This window comes from Acidobacteriota bacterium (genome assembly GCA_012517875.1).
In the GTDB taxonomy this organism is placed as follows: Bacteria; Acidobacteriota; JAAYUB01; order JAAYUB01; family JAAYUB01; genus JAAYUB01.
Window position 1 is genome coordinate 13,221 of record JAAYUB010000119.1, and the last position, 20,963, is coordinate 34,183.

The 20,963-nt window shown below is 61.8% G+C and carries 18 protein-coding genes; 13 read left to right on the plus strand and 5 right to left on the minus strand.

All coding sequences use genetic code 11. The annotated features are described in order from the left end of the window. Positions 1 to 45: 45 nt before the first annotated feature. Positions 46 to 1,149 (minus strand): DUF362 domain-containing protein, encoded by a 1,104-nt coding sequence (locus tag GX414_12760; GenBank protein NLI47969.1) that lies wholly within the window; start codon positions 1,147 to 1,149, stop codon positions 46 to 48. An 89-nt stretch (positions 1,150 to 1,238) separates the two neighbouring features. On the opposite strand from GX414_12760, the gene pyk reads away from it, so the two are divergent. From pyk to GX414_12810, 10 genes are all read left to right on the plus strand, one after another. Then, complete coding sequence (gene pyk, locus GX414_12765) at positions 1,239 to 2,717, plus strand: pyruvate kinase (GenBank protein NLI47970.1); 1,479 nt, start codon at positions 1,239 to 1,241, stop codon at positions 2,715 to 2,717. A gap of 82 nt (positions 2,718 to 2,799) precedes the next feature. After that, a complete protein-coding gene (locus tag GX414_12770) occupies positions 2,800 to 4,368 on the plus strand; it encodes a VWA domain-containing protein (protein NLI47971.1) in 1,569 nt (522 codons plus the stop codon). 171 nt (positions 4,369 to 4,539) lie between these two features. Further along, complete coding sequence (locus GX414_12775; protein ID NLI47972.1) at positions 4,540 to 6,015, plus strand: HlyD family efflux transporter periplasmic adaptor subunit; 1,476 nt, start codon at positions 4,540 to 4,542, stop codon at positions 6,013 to 6,015. Further along, positions 6,012 to 6,743 (plus strand): ABC transporter ATP-binding protein, encoded by a 732-nt coding sequence (locus GX414_12780; GenBank protein NLI47973.1) that lies wholly within the window; start codon positions 6,012 to 6,014, stop codon positions 6,741 to 6,743. The genes GX414_12775 and GX414_12780 overlap by 4 nt, the downstream gene beginning before the upstream one ends. Positions 6,744 to 6,824: 81 nt before the next feature. Then, positions 6,825 to 7,736 (plus strand): hypothetical protein, encoded by a 912-nt coding sequence (locus tag GX414_12785; protein NLI47974.1) that lies wholly within the window; start codon positions 6,825 to 6,827, stop codon positions 7,734 to 7,736. A 124-nt stretch (positions 7,737 to 7,860) separates the two neighbouring features. Then, positions 7,861 to 8,559, plus strand: a complete 699-nt coding sequence (creB, locus tag GX414_12790) for a two-component system response regulator CreB (protein ID NLI47975.1) — start codon at positions 7,861 to 7,863, stop codon at positions 8,557 to 8,559. Continuing rightward, entirely contained in the window at positions 8,556 to 9,998 is a 1,443-nt protein-coding gene (gene creC / locus GX414_12795; protein ID NLI47976.1) for a two-component system sensor histidine kinase CreC, read from the plus strand. Before creB ends, creC begins: the two co-directional genes overlap by 4 nt. Positions 9,999 to 10,191: 193 nt before the next feature. Next, the gene (locus GX414_12800) at positions 10,192 to 12,180 is read left to right on the plus strand and encodes a VWA domain-containing protein (protein ID NLI47977.1); all 1,989 of its coding nucleotides are present in this window, start codon (positions 10,192 to 10,194) and stop codon (positions 12,178 to 12,180) included. Beyond that, on the plus strand, positions 12,177 to 12,980 hold the full coding sequence (locus tag GX414_12805) for an exosortase/archaeosortase family protein (protein NLI47978.1): 804 nt from the start codon (positions 12,177 to 12,179) through the stop codon (positions 12,978 to 12,980). Before GX414_12800 ends, GX414_12805 begins: the two co-directional genes overlap by 4 nt. Next, positions 12,965 to 13,474, plus strand: a complete 510-nt coding sequence (locus GX414_12810; GenBank protein NLI47979.1) for a hypothetical protein — start codon at positions 12,965 to 12,967, stop codon at positions 13,472 to 13,474. The genes GX414_12805 and GX414_12810 overlap by 16 nt, the downstream gene beginning before the upstream one ends. A 290-nt stretch (positions 13,475 to 13,764) precedes the next feature. Here the strand turns inward: GX414_12810 and GX414_12815 are convergent, their stop codons facing one another. Further along, positions 13,765 to 15,291: a phosphotransferase gene (locus GX414_12815; protein NLI47980.1), complete on the minus strand. Its 1,527-nt coding sequence runs from the start codon at positions 15,289 to 15,291 to the stop codon at positions 13,765 to 13,767. 334 nt (positions 15,292 to 15,625) lie between these two features. Between GX414_12815 and glgA the strand changes: the two genes are divergently transcribed. The 3 genes from glgA (at position 15,626) to GX414_12830 (ending at position 18,897) form a co-directional block, all read left to right on the plus strand. Next, positions 15,626 to 16,837, plus strand: coding sequence for a glycogen synthase (gene glgA / locus GX414_12820; GenBank protein NLI47981.1), 1,212 nt, complete (start codon positions 15,626 to 15,628; stop codon positions 16,835 to 16,837). Positions 16,838 to 17,049: 212 nt separating this feature from the next. Then, a complete protein-coding gene (locus tag GX414_12825; GenBank protein ID NLI47982.1) occupies positions 17,050 to 17,571 on the plus strand; it encodes a CarD family transcriptional regulator in 522 nt (173 codons plus the stop codon). A 12-nt stretch (positions 17,572 to 17,583) separates the two neighbouring features. Next, positions 17,584 to 18,897, plus strand: coding sequence for an HlyC/CorC family transporter (locus GX414_12830; GenBank protein ID NLI47983.1), 1,314 nt, complete (start codon positions 17,584 to 17,586; stop codon positions 18,895 to 18,897). 86 nt (positions 18,898 to 18,983) lie between these two features. On the opposite strand, the gene GX414_12835 is transcribed toward GX414_12830, so the two are convergent. From GX414_12835 to GX414_12845, 3 genes are all read right to left on the minus strand, one after another. Then, on the minus strand, positions 18,984 to 19,418 hold the full coding sequence (locus GX414_12835; protein NLI47984.1) for a periplasmic heavy metal sensor: 435 nt from the start codon (positions 19,416 to 19,418) through the stop codon (positions 18,984 to 18,986). 109 nt (positions 19,419 to 19,527) lie between these two features. Further along, positions 19,528 to 20,103 carry a hypothetical protein gene (locus GX414_12840; GenBank protein NLI47985.1) on the minus strand — a complete coding sequence of 192 codons (576 nt, stop codon included), beginning with the start codon at positions 20,101 to 20,103 and terminating at the stop codon, positions 19,528 to 19,530. 26 nt (positions 20,104 to 20,129) lie between these two features. Then, complete coding sequence (locus GX414_12845) at positions 20,130 to 20,720, minus strand: sigma-70 family RNA polymerase sigma factor (GenBank protein NLI47986.1); 591 nt, start codon at positions 20,718 to 20,720, stop codon at positions 20,130 to 20,132. Positions 20,721 to 20,963 lie beyond the last annotated feature (243 nt).

The following is a 20,963-nucleotide window of genomic DNA, read 5'->3' on the forward strand; positions in this document are numbered from 1 at the left end:
TTCTGATCTCCTTAGGCGGCGGATCGCTCCACCGGCCACATCCGATCACATGTCGACCAGCCGATATCGGCGGCTGCCGAGACCGATCTCCTCGGCATATTCCAACTGGCGTCGCCAGTTGACTTCGGGACACAGTGCGACCAATTTGTCCTCCCCTGCCGGACGGCGGCCGATCTGACTGGCTGCAAACGACTCCTCGGCGTTGAACAGGTCAACCGACGCTTGATCGATCGCGACAGGATCCCGGGAGGCCAGGATGCCGATGTCCGGAACGATGGGATCGTCGTTGTAGGGGAAGCAGTCGCAGTCCGGCGTGATGTCAAGGAGGAAATTGACAAACAGACACCGCTCACTGAGCCGGTGCAACACGCCGTAGGTGGTTTCCGCGATTTTCTCACCCAGGATCTCCGGTTTCTCAGTCCAGAGGATCTTCAAGGCTTCCTCGGGACAGGCCGGGATGCATTCCGCACACCCAACGCACCGCTCATACATGAAGTGGGCTTTTCCGCTCTCGATATGGATCACCCCCTGCTGGCAGACCGTGGCGCAGCGGGCGCAGCCGGTGCAAGCGGCCTGGTCTGCGAACTCGGGGCGGACGGTGCCGCTGTGCATCAGCTGCTTCATGGAGCGAGACCCCAGCCCCATCCCGATGTTCTTCAGGGTGCCGCCAAACGCGCAGGCCAGGTGCCCCTTGAAATGGGAAAGACTCACCAGCGCGTCCATCTCACCCACGACGCTGCCCACCTTCACCTGACGAAAATGCTTCAGGTTCACATCGGTCTCGAGATAACTTTCCGACCGCAGGCCATCCGCCATGATGATGGGTGCGCCCACCTGAGTCAGTCCGAAGCCGTGCTCCTCGGCGAGGATGAGATGGTCCACCGAGTTGGTGCGGTGTCCGTGGTACAGGGTGTTGGAATCCGTGAGGAAGGGCTTGGCACCCCGCGCCTTGAGTGTGTCCACTACCCGGCGGACAAACGGCGGTCGTAAAAACGCGGTATTACCGCGCTCGCCGAAACTCAGCTTGATCCCCACCAGGTCGCGTGGCCGAACGAACTCGAGCCCCGCCGCTTCCAACAATTCCTCCAGTCGTTCCAGCAAGCTGCGCTTACCCGTCAACCGCGACCGAATGAAGCAGACGTCCTTCATGGTTGCCCCTTCCGAACGAATGGCTGAGTGGAACCCAGTGCAAAGTTATTATAGAATGCTACCATCCCATCCGCCAACAGGTGATCGCCGTGAAGCTACCAGCCCAGATGCAGCAAACCAAAATCGTGGCCACCTACGGGCCCTCCCTGCAGACGCCGGACGTGCTGCGCTCGGTGCTCAGACTCGGCGTCGATGTCATCCGCTATAATTTTTCCCACGGCAAGCCTGATGAGTTCACGCGTCTGGTTCGGACGCTGCGGGGTCTGGAGCGCGAACTGGGCCGGCCCATCGGGATCCTTGCCGACCTGCAAGGGCCGAAGATTCGGACCGGCGAGCTGGCCGGCCACCAGCCCGTCGCCATTACCACCGGTCAGGACTTCTTTCTCACCCGCCGGGCGGTCGCCGGCACCGCCCGCGGGGTGTCCATCTCGTACGCCTTCACTCCCGACGAGTTCCAACCCGGCGCCCGGATTCTGATGGACGACGGCAAGATCGGCCTGCGGGTCGTCCGGATCACGAACGACACGCTGCACTGTACCGTTGAGAAGGGGGGCGGCTTGCGCGAACGCCAAGGGGTCAACTTCCCCGGAACCTCCACCCGGCTGCCGGCGATGACCGCCAAGGACCGATCCGACGCCGTCGCCGCCTTGGCTGCCGGTGCTGATTTTCTGGCGCTCAGCTTCGTCCGGCAGGGGACGGATGTGAAGCTGTTGCGACGGCTCCTCAACGCCGCCGGCTCCGGAGCGGCCATTGTCTCCAAGATTGAGAAGCCTCAAGCGCTCGACAATCTCGATGATATCCTGGCCGCCACCGATGCGGTCATGGTCGCCCGCGGCGACCTGGGCGTCGAGGTGGATATTGAGCGGATCGGCGTCCTCCAGAAGCAGATCATCGGCCGCTGCCGCCGGGCAGGAATCCCGGTCATCGTCGCCACTCAGATGCTGGAGAGCATGACTGACCAACCCCGGCCCACCCGGGCGGAAGCGACCGACGTCACCAACGCCATCCTCGACGGCACCGACGCGGTCATGTTGTCCAGCGAGACATCCCTGGGGCGCTACCCCATGGAGACCGTTCGCACCATGGCCACCATTGCGGTCGAAACGGAGCGTTACCTGCGCCAGATGCCCAATCTGCTGGCCGACCCGTATCCGCTCGAATCCGGCGAGGATCCCCTGACCGCCATCGCCCGCGCCGCCTACCACGCCAGTCGCGAAGTCCATGCCGCAGCCATCACCGTGCACACACTCTCGGGGCGGACCGCCCGGGTGCTGTCCCGATTCAGACCCGACTGTCCGATCGCCGCCATGACTCCGGATCCCGCCGCCTGGCGACGTATGTCTTTGTACTATGGGGTGCACCCCGTGCGGATCCCGGCGTCGCGTTCCAGTGATCATCTGATGGAGCAGGCGGAAAGCTGGGCCAAGCGTCATTTTCAGCCGGACCAGCCGGCCCATTTCGTGATCCTGTCCGGACAGGCGCAGTCCGTCGGCGCCACCAACACGATGCGCATCGCCACCATCCAGACCATGCGGCGGGGCCGCTCGTCCAAGCCTCGGCGAGGTTAGTTCGCGTCGGCGCACCGCCACCGGGTTTCATGGGCGATAGCGGTTGCGTTTTCAGACAGGATTTGCTATTGATACCTACAGGATGAAGACATTCGGACATACGCTGCGATCTGTCCGAAGCTGGCATGTGTTTCTCTTCCTGCTGCCGGCTTTGCTGTGCGGTGCCTGCCGGACAGTTCTCTCCGCCCCGCCCACCCGTTCGTGCGAGGACGTCAAAGGCGTCAACATCTTTCTAGTGGACAACTCTCGCTCCGTTCCCCGCATTGATGCGAATGTGGAGCGCGCCCAGGTTCTGCGCGAGTTGATGAGTCTGCTCCAGGGCTATGAGAACCGGTTGATTCTCTTCGGCGGTCGTTCCGAAATCGACGTGGATCTGCCGGATCGCTATGTGAACGACGGCTGGCACACCGATTTCTATTACGGCTTCAAGGCTGCAGCCGAGATACGTCGGGAATACCCGCCGGAATGCGACGTCAAGTTTATCTTGATCACCGACGGCATCTTGGACGCCTTCCCCGAGGATTACCCGGACGAGCGATTTGAACTCAAGCATCAGGCCCAAGCCTACGCCCGCGAGCAAACCTACCAGTTGTTGGAGCGCGAACGGGTCCCGACTTATATCATTCTCCTTGGCGACGAGTTCGACCCCCACCTGATCGAACAGTTTTCCATCAAAGCCAACGGTCTGGCCCGGGCCAACCCGTTGGTGGAAAAAGCTTCCGAGTTCCTAAAAAACAACGGCTTCCTGTTGAAACGCTTTGTGTACCGGGTCGAGCCTGAGGCCGGCTTGCCGGAAGTCAAACAGATCGTTCGTGAGATCGCGGCCAAGGACGCCCCGCGGGTGGAGTTTGCGCTACTCTTTCTGCTTCTGGTAGCGGTGATCGTTCTCGTGATCCTCGCCATCCGCAGCTTCCCGGCTCCGGGCGACAAGGAAATCATCGACCTGACCGACGGCGCACCGGTGCTGATCGGCGCCGACCAGCCCCTGCAGATGCTCCTATCCACGCCGCGGCGGGCCTCCCGACACGGCTTGCAGCCGGTTGTCGCCACGTCGGCCGCCGTCGCCAGTGTGAGCTACCAGCGCCGGATCTTTGACTTCACATCGCGTGGCCTTCGGAATGTCCAGAAGCTGACGCCCATCTACCGGCAGTTGTTGGATATGGATGTTCGAGATCTGGGCCGCCACCTGGAGCGGATGGAGCGCAACGGGACCGACGACGAGATCATTGCCGCGACCGATTTGAAGTATTACTGCTCCAACATGGACGTCGACCACATCAAGAACATCCTCCGGGCGCGGGAAATGGAGCGGATGGACATCGACGCCAAAGAGTTCCTGATGGCCAAGGTGTACGTCTCGCTCGCCCCCGACCTGGTTCAGGAGATGACCGAACAACGGATCACGATCAGCATCCCGAAGCGGAACTTGATCCGGGCGCAACTCCAGGAGGGCCAATTGTACGATCTGGGGAGATATCAGGTCCGGGTGGTGGCCCTGCGCAAGGATTCACCCACCACAGCCCGTCTGGTGCTGGAGTACACCCGGATGCCGTCAACCCTGGGCCTGAAACGGATCATTCCATCCGCCGTCCAACGGGTTATCCGCTGCCGCAAACCCATCACCGCGTTTTTCAACGCCTCCGGCGTCTGATTCCGAGGTATCGATTCTCCGCCGCCCAAACAGTGCCCAGAGAATTACGACTGAGCCGGACCGCCGACTCGAACCAGTTCCGGTACGTGCGGATTCACCGAACTGACGGACATGAAACTTTTCCGGGTGTTCCGCCGTACTAGTCACAGACCGAAAACAGACGGAGGATTCATGGACAAGAAGAAGAAGCGCGCCATATGGTGGATTGCGGGCGGGGCCGCGCTCGTCGTCATTATCATCGTCATCCTGCTGCTGGCGTTCAAAAGCAACGGCCGCCCCATCGTGGAAGCCGACCTTGTGCAACTTTCGGACAAATTGACAGCGATCGTCACCGCTTCCGGGGAGATCAAGCCGAAAAACTACGTGGACCTCCAGTCGGAGATCACTGGCGTCATCACGGAGTTGTATGTCAAGGAGGGCGACTCGGTGCGCAAGGGCGACGTTCTTTTGAAGATCGACCCATTCCAGACCGAGGCCGACGCCCGCTCGGCGGAATATCAGTTCCGTGCCACAGAAGAAGAGGCCCGCAACACCAAACACCAGATCGAGGAGGCCAAACTCAACCTGCGGATCACGGAGGCCAACCTCCGGAGTGCCCGAGCCGAGTTGGACCAGGCGCAGATCAATCTGGAGCACGAAGCCTCCCTCTTCAAGCGCAAACAGCAACTCCACGAGGACAATCTGGTGTCCCGCGAGGAATACGACCTGGCCCGCTCCAGTTTCCGATTGGCGGAAAGCCGCGTCGAAGCGGCCAAGGCTCGGCTCAGCGAACTGGAAACGCGCATCGAGGTGTCCAAGGTCAACATTCAGCAGATGGAAAACAGCTACCAGGCCGCGGCCAGCCGGGTGGGACAGTTTCAGGCCATGCTGGATCGGGCCCGCGATCTGCTGAACAAGACCGTCCTGACTTCCCCGCTCACCGGCGTGATCACCAAACTGGAAGTCGAGAAAGGCGAGCGCGCCGTACCAGGCATGATGTTCAACCCCTCCGCCACCCTGATGACCATCGCGGATCTGTCCGTGATCGAAGCCGAGGTCAAGGTCGACGAGACCGATATTGTCAACGTCAAGCTTAACCAGCCGGTGATCGTCAAAGTGGATGCGCTGCCTGACCGTCCGCTCAATGGCCATGTCACCGAAATCGGCAACAGCGCCATCACCACGGGAACCACCACCACGACCGACCAGGCCAAAGATTTCAAGGTGGTGGTCCAGCTGGACAATCCGCCTGTCCAACTCCGGCCGGGCCTGTCCGCCACCGCCGAGATCACCACCGCGGTCAAGGAAAACATCCTGGCCGTCCCCCTTCAGGCGGTGGTGATGCGCGAGGTGGAGCTGGATGGCATCGGCGGTGTTGTCCACCCGTGGCAGAAGAAGGATGCCAAGAAGGAAAAAGACGCCAAAAAGCCGAAGCTTGTCGAGAAGCAGGGTGTGTTCAAGGTGGACAAGGAAAATCGGGTGGTCTTCGTTCTGGTGGAGACCGGCATCACCGGTGAAACCAAGATTGAGATCCTCAAGGGCTTGACAAAGGGCGACGAGATCGTCGTAGGCAGTTTCAAGACGTTGCGTAACCTGAAGGATGGCGACTTTGTGCAGAAACGGCGACCGGGCACCGGCCCGGCCCGCGACGAGGAGCAGAGCTCATGAGCCAGGGCAACCACATCATCATCAAGACCGAGGCTCTCTGGAAAACCTACAGCATGGGCACGGTGGAGATCCAGGCTCTCCGCGGGGTAGATTTCGAGGTCAAGCGCAGCGAGTTTGTGGCGATCATGGGACCCTCCGGCTCCGGCAAATCCACGCTGATGAACCTGATTGGATGTTTGGACACACCATCCAAGGGCAACTACTTCCTCAATGGCCAGTTGGTCAGCCAACTCAACGACAACGAATTGGCCCAGATCCGAAACAAGGAAATCGGGTTCGTCTTCCAGACCTTCAACCTGCTGGCCCGCTCCACGGCCTTGCAGAACGTGGAGCTACCCCTCATCTACAGCGGCATACCGGCCAAGAAGCGGCGCGAGATGGCTGAGGCCGCCCTGCATAACGTGGAGCTGGCCGATCGGATGGGCCACCGGCCCAACGAGCTTTCCGGCGGTCAGCGCCAACGTGTGGCGATCGCCCGGGCGCTGGTCAACACCCCCTCCATCTTGCTCGCCGACGAGCCAACGGGCAATCTGGATTCTAAAACCGGCGACGAGATTCTGAGCCTGTTCCATCGGCTGCACGAGCGCGGCAACACCATCATCCTGGTCACGCACGAACGGGATGTGGCCGCACACGCCCAGCGCGTCATCCACCTGCGCGACGGCCTCATCGAATTCGAGGAGATCAATCCCCCGTTCGCCGCCGCCGCGCCCCAGGTGGTCTCCTGAACCGACCGGCGGCGACCGGCCACGCCGGCTCGACGTCCAGCCCGTCAGCCGGACGGGCAGCCGGGTTAGGACCCGCCGTGAATGGATCAATCTGCGGGAAATACCGGCTCCGGCACTCGGCTCGACGAGGCCATCGCCGGTGATGAGCATGTCACCCGATTGCAAACGGCCAGCGGCGGGACGGCGCGGACAACACATGCAGCGTCGGGGGTTTTCATGAAACGAGCACTGCTCACCTGCGGACTTGGCGTCGCCCTGGTTTGCGCAGTCTGGGCAACAGATTTCTGGCTGCAGAAACCCTACACCCAGTGGCAGGTGAATGAGGCGCGCCAGATCCTCACCCGCTCGCCCTGGACCTACGTTTATCAGTGGGGATACATCGGCAGCATTCAACAGAATATTGCGGGCACGGGCGATCCAGAACGCGAATTCGTTGTCATCATCCGGGCCCACCTGTTTTCGGCTCGAGCGGTGCGCCAAGCCTACGTCGCCCTGATCGCCCAAGGCGACCAGAATCGACTTGCTCGCTACCGGGATATCGCGACGCGGGACTACCCCGACGAGATCGTCGTGTCGCTCACCGTCGACTCCAAGCCCAAGGGTGTTTCGGCTGTTTTTGATGTCGAGCGCGCACTGCACAACCTCAGTCTGCCCGAACTGCGTTCGAACACCTTCCTGGCCACCAACTCCGGCAAGAAAGTGTATATCAAGGATTATCTCGCCCCGACACCGGACGGCTCAGGGGCGAAGTTCATTTTCCCCCGCTATGCCGACGACGGGGTGCCCCTGGTCACGCGCGACGACACGACCCTGCGTTTTCAAACGACCAAGATCAAGATCAAGAGTCTGAGCGACCTGGAAGAGGATGAAAACCGGCCCTCCGAAAATGTGGCCTATGTCCTCAGCACCCGCACCCTCATTCAGAACGAGATGGAGATCGACGCCACGTTCATGATCGCCAAGCTCCTCTTGAACAACCGTCTGGATTTCTGACCGCAGCCGCCTCGGACGGATTGTCTTCGTCCAGGGCTTCATCTACAATGAGCGCAGCGCACCGCCAACCTATGCCGGCACCCCTGCCGCAAGCCGGCGTATGCCGGCGACACGTGGAGGCCCCATGCCCGAACGTCCCCGGATCCTGCTGGTGGAGGACGAAAAGTCCATTGCCGACATCCTGCTCTACGCCCTGGACACCGACGGGTTCAAAACCAGCTGGGTGAGCACGGGCGGTGAAGCCCTCGCGGCGTTGGAGCGCGACCCGATTGATTTGGTGATTGTGGACATCGGACTGCCTGATCTGAGCGGTTTTGAGCTGTTCGCGGAAATCCGCCGGCAGCATCCGATTCCGGTCATCTTTCTCACCGCGCGCGGAAGCGAGATCGACCGCGTCTCCGGCCTGGAGATGGGTGCGGACGACTACGTGGTCAAACCCTTCAGCCCGCGGGAGGTGGCAGCACGGGTGCGGGCGGTTCTCCGGCGGGGACAGCGGCCGGCCGCCGGGCTGTCAGCCAAGCCCCGGCAACCATTCCCGTTCGCCGTGGACACCCAGCGGCGCACGATCAGCTACTTCGGCCGGACCCTGGAGCTGTCGCGGTACGAATATCGCATCCTGGAAAAACTCATTGAGCATCCCTGCTGGGTGTTCTCCCGCGAACGGCTGATGGAACTTGTCTGGGAATGCCCGGAGATGAGCCTTGACCGCACGGTCGACACCCATATCAAAACCTTGCGCGCCAAACTCCGTGAGGTGCGTCCCGAGCCCGACCCCATCGTGACGCACCGGGGTGTGGGGTACGCATTGCGGGAGGACTGGTGAGCATTCGCCTGCGGATCTTCCTCGGGTTTTGCCTTGCGATCATCGCCGGCTTCCTGGCTCTAAGTCTATGGATCACGGAGGACATCCGTCTTCAACCATTGAAATCCACGGAAGAAGCCATGGTGGATACGGCCAACATCCTGGCGGCTGGACTAGAGGACCGCCTCCGGGAGGAGCGTCCCGACATCATGGATCTTCGCGCCGCCATGGATCGGGCGCTCCGGCGAAAGCTTGACGCGCGCTTGTATCAACTGGAGAAGCGGGCAGTGACGACTCGGGTGTACGTCACCGACGCGCGCGGCATCGTGATCTACGACTCTCACGGCGGGATCGATGAAGGCAAGGACTACTCCCGCTGGAACGATGTCTACCTGACCTTGCGCGGCCGATACGGCGCCCGGGCCACACGCGGAGACGCCAAGGACTTCTATTCCACCGTGCTCTACGTGGCGGCACCGGTTCACGCCGGCGGCCGGCTGGCCGGGGTGCTGACCGTGGCCAAGCCCGTGAACAGCGTCAAGGTGTTCATCACCGAGATCACCCGCAGGATCGCCCTGGCGGCGGTCATCTCCTTTCTGGCTGCAGCGGTATTGAGCTTCGTTGTCTCCACCTGGATCACCCGCCCACTCGACCGCCTGGCCGGGTACGCCCAGTCCGTCCGCGACGGTCGGCGCGCCGGTCTGCCTCCGCTGGGCAGCAGTGAAATCCGCACTCTGGGTCAGGCGTTCGAGCAGATGCGCGATGCCCTCGAAGGCAAACAATACGTGGAACAGTACGTGCAAACACTGACCCACGAGATCAAGGCACCCCTGTCCTCCATCCGGGGTGCCGCCGAACTTCTCCAGGAGGAACCGCCGCCGGAGGCCCGCCGCCGCTTCGCCGCCACCACCGCCGACGCCGGCACCCGGATCCAGCGGTTGGTGGACAGGTTGTTGGATCTGACCGCGCTGGAGAGCCGCAAGGGTCTGGTGCAGGTGGAATCCGTCAACCTGGGTGAGTTGGTGGATGACGTTGCCGCGGCGGTTGACACCCAGCTCCGTGCCAAGGGAATCGCCCTGAGCCTTTCACTGGCTCCGAATCTGACTGTACCAGGCGAGCGCTTTCTGCTTCGCAGCGCACTGGTCAACCTGATCCAGAACGCCATCGACTTCACACCGGTCGGGGGCGCCATTCAGGTTGCGGCGGCCGCGGAGACCGGGCTGGCGGTGATTTCGGTTCACGACAGTGGCCCGGGCATCCCGGCGTATGCATTGGATCGCGTGTTCGAACGCTTCTACTCGCTTCCCCGTCCAGACACGGGGGCCAAGAGCACCGGCCTGGGATTGGCGCTGGTGCGCGAGGCTGTGGCGCTTCATGGTGGAAGCGTCGAACTGGCCAATCACCCGAGCGGAGGCACCCTGGCGACCCTCCGTCTGCCACTGGCGCCCCCTGCCAGATGATTCAGACCCACCATCCGCTCCAGAGGAGCTCTTAACCAACGGTCCGGCGGCTTTGGTTGAACAGCGCCCGACCACTCCAACTGCACGTCTGCTTCACCGAAAATTCACCACAATCACCCGACCAATTCAAACTTCGTTCACTCCACGGCGGGAGACTCGAACCAGAAACAAATCCATCCGTCGGGAGGTCGCCATGAACATCCGTTTGCTACTCGGGGCTTTGCTCCTCATCGGGCTGGTGGCCGGCTTCGGCTCGGCCCAGAGCGACGACGATTTGGGCCGGAGCCTGTCACCGTTTTTCTATGTCCAGAGCGACGATCCGTTCACCGACCGGCTGCCGCTCAAATCTACGGTGGCGGATGTGCGCATCGCCGGTGTCATCGCCGATGTCACCATCACCCAGGTCTACCGGAACGAAGGGACGCGCGCCCTGGAGGCGATCTACATTTTCCCCGGCTCCATTCGCGCGGCGGTGTACGCCATGACCATGATCATCGGCGAGCGCACGATGGTCGCCCGAATCCGGGAGCGGCAGCAGGCCCGCCAGGAATACGAAACCGCGAAAGCGAGCGGCCGGAGCGCGTCACTGCTCGAGCAGCTCCGGCCCAATGTCTTCCGGATGAATGTGGCCAACATTCTGCCCGGTGACGAAATCCGTGTGGTTCTTTCATACACCGAACTGCTCGTTCCCGCTGACGGCGTGTATGAGTTTGTATACCCCGCCGTGGTCGGGCCGCGCTATGTGAACCAGCCGTCGTCCGAAACACGGCCGGCCGAACACTGGACGGCCAGCCCCTATCTTCGCTCGAGTGAACCGCCGTCCTACGCCTTCGGCATAAAGGTGCGCCTGGACGCGGGTCTCCCGATCCAGGACGTCCGGTGCGCCAGCCACGAGGTCGCCATCGACTACCAGGAGAAGGACCGGGTCGTCATCGAACTGGCACCCCGCGAACGGACCGGTGGCAACCGGTCGTTCATCCTGAAATACCGCCTGGCCGGCGACAGGATCCACTCCGGGTTGCTGCTGGCCCGCGGGCCGGAAGAGAATTTCTTCCTCCTGACGCTGCAGCCGCCCCGGCGGATTACGCCGGCGATCATCGTCCCGCGTGAATATGTCTTTGTGTTGGATGTGTCGGGGTCCATGCACGGCTTCCCTCTCCACACCGCCAAATCGCTCCTGCGGCAATTGCTGCGCGGCCTACGCCCGTCGGACCGCTTCAATGTCCTCCTGTTCGCGGGCGGGTCCCGGCTCATGGCGGAGCAATCCGTCACCGCCAACACGGACAATCTGGCCGTCGCCATGGAACTCATCGACGAACAAACCGGCGGCGGCGGCACCGAGCTCGTGCCCGCGCTGCGGCGGGCGATGGCCCTGCCGGCGAACGAGGGGTTTTCCCGCAGCATTGTCGTGGTCACCGACGGCTACGTGAACGTGGAAACAGAGGTGTTCCGCTTGGTTCGAAACAATCTTCACGAAGCCAACGTGTATGCGTTCGGCATCGGCAGCGAGATCAACCGCTGGCTGATCGAGAGCGTGGCCCGCGCGGGCATGGGCGAGCCGTTCGCGGTCACCCGGCCGGAAGAAGCCGCCGCCATCAGCGCCCGGTTCAGCGAGTACGTCCAGTCACCGGTCCTGACTCGGGTGGCGCTCGAATTTGCAGGATTCGACGCCTACGATGTGGAGCCTGTTCGGGTGCCCGACCTGTTGGCCGAACGGCCGGTGACCGTGTTCGGCAAGTGGCGGGGCGACGCCGCCGGAGTGATCCGGATGACCGGCCTGGCGGCGGACCGTCCGTTCGAGTCGGCGCTGGCTGTGGAACGCTTCAAGACCGAGACGTCGCTACCCGCGCTGCGCAACCTGTGGGCACGCCACCGAATCGCCCAGCTGGGGGACGAATATACTCTGCAACCCACTGACCCGGTACGGGAGGCGATCACCGGCCTTGGCCTGCGCTACGCACTGCTGACGCCGTTCACCTCATTTGTGGCCGTGGACGAAGTCATCCGGAGGAAAGACGGCGATCTTCAACAGGTCAAACAGCCACTGCCTCTACCCGAAAGCGTGGCCGACACGGCTGTCGGCAACTACGTGCCCACGACACCCGAACCGGAAACCTGGTCGTTGATTCTGCTGGCGCTGGGTGCGGTGGGCTGGATCATGTTGCGGCGGTGGTTGTCATGAGACTCCGCGCGACTCATCCCCTGGCCCTGCTCGTCGGATTGGCCGCCGCCACCTGGCCCGTGTGGCGGTGGTACGCGTTGCGACTGGGGGACGGCTCCGACGAGCAGTGGGGGCTGTTGGCGCTGGGTGCGGTGATGGCGCTGGCGCTGAGGCGGCGATCGGCGGGGCCGCCTCCCGCCTCGCTGTTGCCGGTCCTGACCATGCTGTTGTCTGTGTATGCCTTGTGCCTCGGGTGGGCGCCGCCCTTGGTGCGGGCAGTCCCGGCCGTGCTGGCTCTGGGCGTTTTAGCCAGCGCCACCTGTTTTGACCGGCTGTTTCACCCGGGCGTGGCCGGCTTGCTGCTCCTGGCCCTGCCGGTGGGTGCATCCATGCAGTACTGCCTGGGCTATCCGCTCAGACTGGCGGCCACCGCCATCGCCGCACCGTTGATCCGGCTCGCGGGTTTTGCCGTCGAAGCCCATGGTGTTAGCCTGAACTGGCTGGGGGAGACGGTGCTGCTGGACGCCCCATGCAGCGGTGTGCGAATGCTCTGGACCGGTTTGTTCATGGCCAGCTTCCTGGCGGTCTGGCTGGGGTTCGGCCTCTGGCGCACGCTGGGCTCACTTGTCGGTGCCGCCGGTGCCGTGGTTCTGGCAAATGGGATCCGGAACGCCGTGTTGTTCTTCCGCGAGAGTGCCATCGTGCCGATGCCGGACTGGGCACATGAAGGCATCGGCCTGGGAGTGTTCGCTGCAGCGGCGGGCGCGGTACTGCTGCTGATGCATCTACTGGATCGGAGGGCGCCATGCTCCGCCGCGTGACCTTCTGGGTGGCGTGCCTCGTCGTCGCCGGACTTCCTGCTGTGGCGCCGATGGGCAACCGGACTCCCCGCCCTGCGGCGTTCCCCGGCTGGCCGGCGACCTTCGAGGGCTGCCCGCTGGTTCGGGTCCCGCTGACCCAATTCGACCGCTCGATTGGTGCCAACTTCCCGGGCCGGATCGGCCGGTTTCGCCTCAACGGACGGGTGGTGCTGTTACGCTGGCTGGCCGAGCCATCGCGTGGATTGCATCCGGCGGCGGACTGTTTCCGCGGTTCGGGGTATCAGGTCCGTCCGCTGCCTGTCTGGGCGGCACCCGGCGGTTCACGGTGGGGGTGTTTGCTGGCGGTACGCGGCTCCAAACGGCTGCAGATCCGTGAGCGGATCATCGGCACCGGAGGTGGATCGTGGACTGACGTTTCCAGCTGGTACTGGGCGGCGCTGCTGGGCAGCAGCCGGGGTCCCTGGTGGGCCGTGACGGTGGTCGAGCCGGCATGAACCTGATCACTGGAATGGTTGGTAACTTCGGTTTGTGTTCTTGATCTGAGGCACACAAGTCATTCCCGCTCTTTTGGACGTTCCACCGGTCAATGTGATGCGCGGGGCGGGCGAGCGTTCACCCGCCCAGTCGTTCCGTTCGGTTGACCGTCGCGGTACGCGTCGTGTTGAACACCTCGCCACTACCTCGATCATGTCTCCGCTGGCAAACCGCCCAGAAAAAAGCTTTCCGGCGGAACAGCGCAAAACATGTCCCGGCTATCAGTTCACATTTTCATGAACGGCGAACTTCAGGTATGAAGAATTTCTTTCAGGCAGGCCTTGATGCCATTGCAGGGAATTGGTAACCAAGCGGGCCGATTGTTGATTTCATAATCCAGCTCGTAAACTGCTTTTTCCAGCTTGAGCACGGCCAGAAATTCGGATAAGCCGCCGTCTTCAATCCAGCCCATTTCCGCGAAATAGGTCTCCCGGAAGACCTGTTCCACCAACCGGCTCCATCCCGCCAGTCGGCATTCCAGGGCTCCAAAAGCTTCCTGCGACAGGGCATGCCGCTCCTCCCATTCGAAGAGGGCGGCGTACATGGCGTAGTGGAAAGAACGGAGCAGGCCGGCCACGTCCTTGAGCGGACTGTATTTGGCGAACCGTTGCGCTGACGCTTTCAGAGGCTCGCCCTCAAAGTCCATGACGAAGCAATCGTTCCCCACCAGTAAAACTTGTCCCAGGTGGAAATCGCCGTGAACCCGGCACTTGACCCATCCCGCAGGTTGGAGTCCGGTCAGTCTGCTGAAGGCGGCCAGGATCTGCCGGCGCATTTCCGGAAGCCTTTCATAAAAATCGCGTGTGGCTGGGTGTGATCCAGGCTCACCGGACGCGATTTTGTCAAGGATGGCGGCCGCCCCGGCGGTCATTGTGCTGCACCAGCCAGCCAGATCCGCCGGTGTGATCGGCTCTGGCGCGAACGCCGCCTCCAGCCCCTCCGCAGACAAGGTGCGATGCATCGTCGCCAGAACCCTCGCCAGACGGCGCACCCGATCCAGATAACCGGAAGCATCTTCAAGCGGCGGCTCCGTGACGATTCCCGGTTGGGTCTCCGTCAGCAGATGGAGCCATTGGGATAGAAACAGCAGGGTACCATGCCAAAGATCGCCCTGATTTTCCACGAACCGACGGGCGATGACTAGGGTGTATTCTCGGCCGCCGACATCCCGGTAGCTGAGCGCCCCCTCCAGAGGCGGCAGGTTCTGGAACGTGCCGGCGGCGGCAAAAAAACGGCTCATCTCCAATTCGGGTGACTGGCCGGCGGGCAACCGGCGGATGAATTTACAAACCACGTCGGCCTTGACCAGAATCAGCGAATTGGTTGAATTCTGCGCCAGCGAATGAACCTGCCGCCATAGCGGCAACGGGAACGATTCAAAGTGGAACGTGCCGCGTCCGCCCGCTAGTGTGCGCCCCTCGCTCATGAGCCGGATCATCATTGCGTGCAACGCCGGTTCATCCAGTGCCTCGCGCACCGTCCAGCCTGCTCCCACCGCAAACGTGGATCCAGGCCCCATCTTTCCGGTCGGTTCCAGACAGAGCGGGAGTAGGTACAGCTCAGGGGTGCCGTCGCCGGCGGCCACCTCCACTAGGGAGATTGACAGGCGGCGATCTCCTGGAGGCAGCAACGGGGACAGATCCAGCACGTCGACCAGTCGGATCGAACGCACCGATTCTGCTTTGGCCTGGAACCAGCGGGCCGCGCGGAACCACTCCGCCGGCAAGGCGGCCACGGCAGTGGCCCAGGCAGGAACCGGTCGGGTGGTTTTGTTCATGCTTTCGCCTCCCTAACCATTCGAACTTGTCAGGGCTTCAGCATCGGTTTCCTGTTGTTTGGTCCGGCTCCGACACTGACGACCGCAGCCATCCGACGGCATCGAGCTAAACGGAATATGACGCTTTCCCTTTCCGTCAAGTAGAACCGTCGGCCTGTTGTGAGCCGGACGTTCGGCTCGTCAGGAGCGGCGAGCTGCGGTGTCAGGCTGGCCATGAACGTCTCCGTGCTGGAGTTGCAGCCGCAGGCGAAAGCCTTGCGGCCGGGAGAAAAAATCAATATGATGCATTGTACTGTCAGATGCGCAATACCCGAAAGGGCTTTGGAGCTGCGCCTTGTCACACCCGAGTCGAGTCGCCATTCTCACCAAGGAGTACCCGCCGTATGTGTACGGCGGCGCCGGCGTTCACGTGGAGTACCTGAGCCGGGAACTGTCCCGCCAGGTCCCGGTGTTGGTCCGTTGTTTTGGCGACCAGGCGGTGGACGCCCCCAACCTCACTGTCCGCGGGTACGGACCTTGGACCGAGGCCGGCCAGCACACCGACGCCCGATTCGAGGGTGCGCTGGACGCCTTGCACCGCAGCCTGTCCATGTCCAAAGACCGGTTGGACGCGAGCATCGTCCACACCCACACGTGGTACACGGCCATGGCCGGCTTCTGGGCCAGAAAATTGTGGGCCATCCCCCATGTGTTGACAGTGCACTCTCTGGAACCGCTCCGCCCGTGGAAGGAGGAACAACTGGGCGCCGGGTACCACCTCAGCTGCTGGATGGAACACACCGCCATGGCAGCGGCGGATGCCATTGTCGCCGTCTCGCGGGAGACACGCGCGGATGTGCTGCGCCATTTCCGGGTCCAGCCGGAACGCGTGCATGTCATCCACAACGGGATTGATCTGGACCAATACCGCCGCACGACGGCGGTGGACGCCTTGCGCCGCTGGGGTGTGGATCCGGCCAGACCGTTCGTTCTGTTCGTCGGGCGGATCACCCGGCAGAAAGGAATTATCCATCTGGTCCGCGCCATTCCTCATATTGACCCTGACCTGCAGGTGGTGCTCTGCGCCGGCGCTCCCGACACCGACGACATCCGGCGCGAGATGACCGAAGGAGTCACCCGCGCCGCGGCCTGCCGACCCGGCGTGATCTGGATCCAGGAGATGTTGCCGCGCGATCAGGTCATCCAGTTTTACTCCCACGCGACTGTCTTCTGCTGTCCGTCGGTTTACGAGCCTTTTGGCATCATCAACCTGGAGGCCATGGCCTGCGAGAAGCCGGTGGTGGCTTCAGCCGTCGGCGGCATCAAGGAAGTGGTCGTGCCTGAAGCGACCGGGCTGCTGGTCTCGTTGGCCCTTCGGGAAGGAACCTTCGAACCCGTCGATGCCGACGCATTTTCGCGCGATCTGGCCGCCGCCATCAACCGCGTAGCCGGTACGCCGACGTTGGCACGATCCATGGGTCTCGCCGGCCGAGCACGCGTCGAAGCGCATTTCTCCTGGACAGCTATCGCCCGGAAGACTCTCAACCTTTACGAATCCCTAATATAAATGACACGTCCGTACCCTACGGGCAGACTGTACCCGGCCGGCTGGGTTGAAGCGCGGCGCCGGAATTGCCAGAGTGACACTATCCAAACGCTGTGGCATAACCCCGCTTCATCCGGCTGGATGGCAACCCGCCAAGCCCTTTCTGCCGTGTGTCAATTTGACATACCCAAACCTATCAGATATAATGAATTGCGATCCAAGAGGCAACGGTCATGCATTTCAACATCGGTGACAAGGTCATCTACCCGAACCACGGATTGGGTGTTGTGGAGACCATCACTCGTCAGAAAGTCTTGGGTCAGGAGATTCAGTTCTACCAGCTCCGGTTGCTCGAGAACAACTCCATGATCCTCGTGCCGGTGCAGAACGCCGAGACCATCGGCCTGCGTGGCATCATTTCCAAAAAGGACGCCCGCAACCTGCTTTTCCTCCTTCAGATGGCCAACCCCGAAGTCAAGCAACAGATCAAGGAGTGGAAGAGCCGTTTCCGCGAGAACACCGAGCGGATGAAAAGCGGCCGGATCACCGACGTCGTCGAAGTCGTCCGGATACTGGCCAAAGTAAACAGCCGAAAAAGCCTGTCGTTCCGGGAAAAGAAGATGTACGACAAGGCTAAACGACTCCTGGTATCTGAACTCGCCGCCGCCGAGAACATGCCGGAAGATGCCGTTGAACGGCAGATTGACCAGGCTCTGGTGGTGTCACTGAGCAACAAAAACATCGGAAACGCCTAAACAGCAGCCGGCATGCAATACCTGTTTCTTGGAATTGGGATCTTCATCACGGTCGGACTGTCGTTTTTTTTCTCATTGTCCGAGACGGCCTTGCTTTCACTCAACCGGTACCGCATCCGGTTCCTGGCGGACACCAAGACCCGCCGCGCCGAATTTCTCCTGACCATTCTGGACCATCCGGAAAAGGTGCTGTCCCCCATTCTGCTGGGCAACACCTTGGTCAACACCGCCACAGCTGTGATGACATCCTATCTCATCGCCACCCTGACCACCCAAGAAATATTGCGCATTCAAAATGAGATCGCGCAAGTCGCCGCCAGCATTTTGATCTCCATCGTCATCCTCATCTTCGGCGAGATCACACCCAAAACCCTGGCCGCCCGGCAGCCGGAGCGCTACGCCTTCCGAGTGATTTTGCCGCTCCGCGGCGTCACCTGGCTGCTTTCCCCCATTGTCCGCCTATCGATGGCCGCCAGTCGTGTGCTGCTTCGCTTGTTCATCGATGTTCACGAGCAGTCGCCACTCCGGCGATTGTCCATAGAGGAGCTCAAAACACTACTCACCCACTACAGCGATAACGATATCCCCCCCGAATCACTGGAGATGATCCACAAGCTGTTTGAATTCGCCAACATTCCGGCGCGCGAGGTTATGGTTCCGAGACACAAGGTCGTCATGGTCGATGTCGCGGCCGGCCTGGACGAAATCCAGGCCGTCTTTCTGCGGTATGATTTTTCAGCAGTCCCGGTTTATGACACCGTGCCGGAAAATATTGTGGGGGTCGTTCGGCTGCGGGACCTGTTCAGCCGGATGGCCCACGCCGGAACCGGCGCCACCAATTTGACTGTGCGGCAGCTGATCAGTCCAGCCACCTTCGTCCCGGAAACGGCGCCTATCGACGACATTCTCAGGCAGTTTCGGAGCACCGGCGTCCGGTTCGCCGTTGTTGTGGATGAACTTGGGCAGTTTGAAGGCGTAGTGACCATGGATGATGTTCTCGAAGAGATCGTCGGTGAGATCCAGCGGATGAGCGATGCGGGTCATTTCCCCATCCACCGGCTGGGTCCCGGTCAGTACTCGCTCGAAGGCCTGCTACCAATCCGAGAGTTCAACCGGTATTTCCCCGAGCCGCTCCCGAGCGATGAAACCTACGCCACCCTGGCCGGCTTCCTGATGGATCAACTGGGCCGGGTACCCGAGCTACATCAATCGCTGAACTGGGGTTCCTACCGATTCTCCGTGCAGGAAGTATCCAACCGGCAGGTTCGCAGAGTCCGGCTGATCATCCTCGATCGCTCCGCCGCCTCCACCACTGCAGACGCTTGATCCGAAGCGGTTACGTAAAGCGACTCGACCGTTTTGGCTGAGGCGCAGTGCGACCGATCAGTTGTGCCGTTTGGCCGGGGATCCTTTCAATCTTGAGGATGTTCGCCAGATCGCGGGCGGGCGCTCTGCCTATCCTTATGCCGCTCCATCATCCGGCGGCGCATTTCACCGCGAAAAGTCTCCTTCATCCGCTTCAACGCAACCCGCTGCTCCGGGGTCAGTTGATCCCGGATGTCCAGCTGCATCAGGATGGTGTTCCGCGCCATCTCCGCGCGCGTCTGGGCAATCTGATCCACCAGCTGCAGCGTTTGATCCCGGTTCACATCCACCTGATCGGAGATTTGCTGAAAGTCAAGCAGGAGCTTTTCCAGGCGGGCTTTGCCGTCTACCAGCTTCTTTCGGTGTTCCACAAACACGGTATCGATCTGCTCGATCTGCGCCGGTGTCAATTTCAGTTCGGCGACCACCCGGTCGTGCTTCCACCACTTGCCGGGCAGATCCAACAGATCCAGCCGTTTCACGTCAGGATCCTGAGCCGACAGAGACACGCACAAGACCGCCCAAAGTAACGCCAACAGCATGGCAGACAGCATGTGGCGGGAATGTATCATCATGGTTACCTCCGAATATTCATGCTTTGAGTGAGCTATCCGCGGGGTTCGACAACAGTGCCTTGCCTGGCATCCCGTCCGCCGGATCCTGACCGTCCACCGGATCCGCGGCTTCGGGCTCGGTGGGACGAACTTCATTGGTCATGTCCCATTCCTCGTAAACGTCCATCACGCGACTTTCGTCATAATCCATCAACTGGTCCACCTCCAGCAAAAGCTGTTGGTCACGCTGGTCATTCGCCGAGAACTCCACCGGCGCCGGCGAGAGATCCCCCGGTAGCAGGAGCAGCAGGCTGAACGCAATCAGCAGAGCCGCCGCCCCCGACCACGCCACGACACGGACCGGCGGCGGCAGGAATGCAAGCCGCAGCAGCCGGAGGGGCTGCCGCGCTTCCGCGGCTTCAATTTTGCGCCAGACCGCCTGGTTGAATCCGGGCGACGGGTCGAGCCCGGGGTGGGCGGACAGGACGGCCCAGGTTTTTTCCACCCCCTCAAGCAGCTCCCGGCACTCGGCGCAGTCTGCCAGGTGCCGGGCGACCTCCGGATTCCGGGCCGGGTCATTCTCGTCATCAAGATTGAGGATGTGATCACGCACGTCTTCACACTCCATGATACACCTGCCTAATCTGTGGCCGTGGGATCCAGCCGCCGCTCCGCTCGGAGCAGCGTCTCCCGCAGCCTGAGTTTGCCCCGGTGAATATGCGTTTTGATGGCCGCCACGCTGCACGTCATGATGTCGGCGATCTCTTGATACGAACAGCCCTCGTACTTTCTCAGCGTCAGCGCAACCTTCTCCTTGTCCGGCAAAGCCACCAGGGCCTGCTGCACCAACAGTCCCAATTCCTTCCGTTCCAGCGCCTCATGGGCGCCGTCATTCTCTCCGGCCGTGAGAAGGTCCAGAAAACGTTCCCGCGTCTCCGTCGCCAGCTCGGACTCTCGGACCACCCGCCGCTGCTTCCGGATGTGCTTCAAGGTGGTGTTGGTGGCCACCTTGAATAACCAAGTTGAAAACCGGGCGCTGGCGGTGTACCGCTTGCGCGCCAGGTAGATCTGGACAAACACGTCCTGTGCGATTTCCTCAGCAGCTGCGGCGTCGCGGACCATCCGATAGACAAAATTGACGACCGGCCTCCGGTAACGATTCATCAGCAAGTCGAAACTCGCGGTATCGCCGTCCCGGACTCGTTCCATCAGCTGCGCATCGGCGTCCATCGGTTTGTTCCACCACTCCGTCCGATAAGTCAACCACCCTCGCCTGAAGGCGAGGGCTTGGAAGGTGTTGATTCCGGCTGACACCGGCTGGAAGCCGATGTAAGCCTTCCTCGACCCTGAAACTGTCCCCTCCGCCCCGCGGCTCGCCCTCTTGTTGCAGCCGGATGTACTCTTGGATCACCTCGTCCGTGACGTTGCCCGAGCTCGCAACAAAATAGCCCCGCCCCCAGATATGCCGTCCCC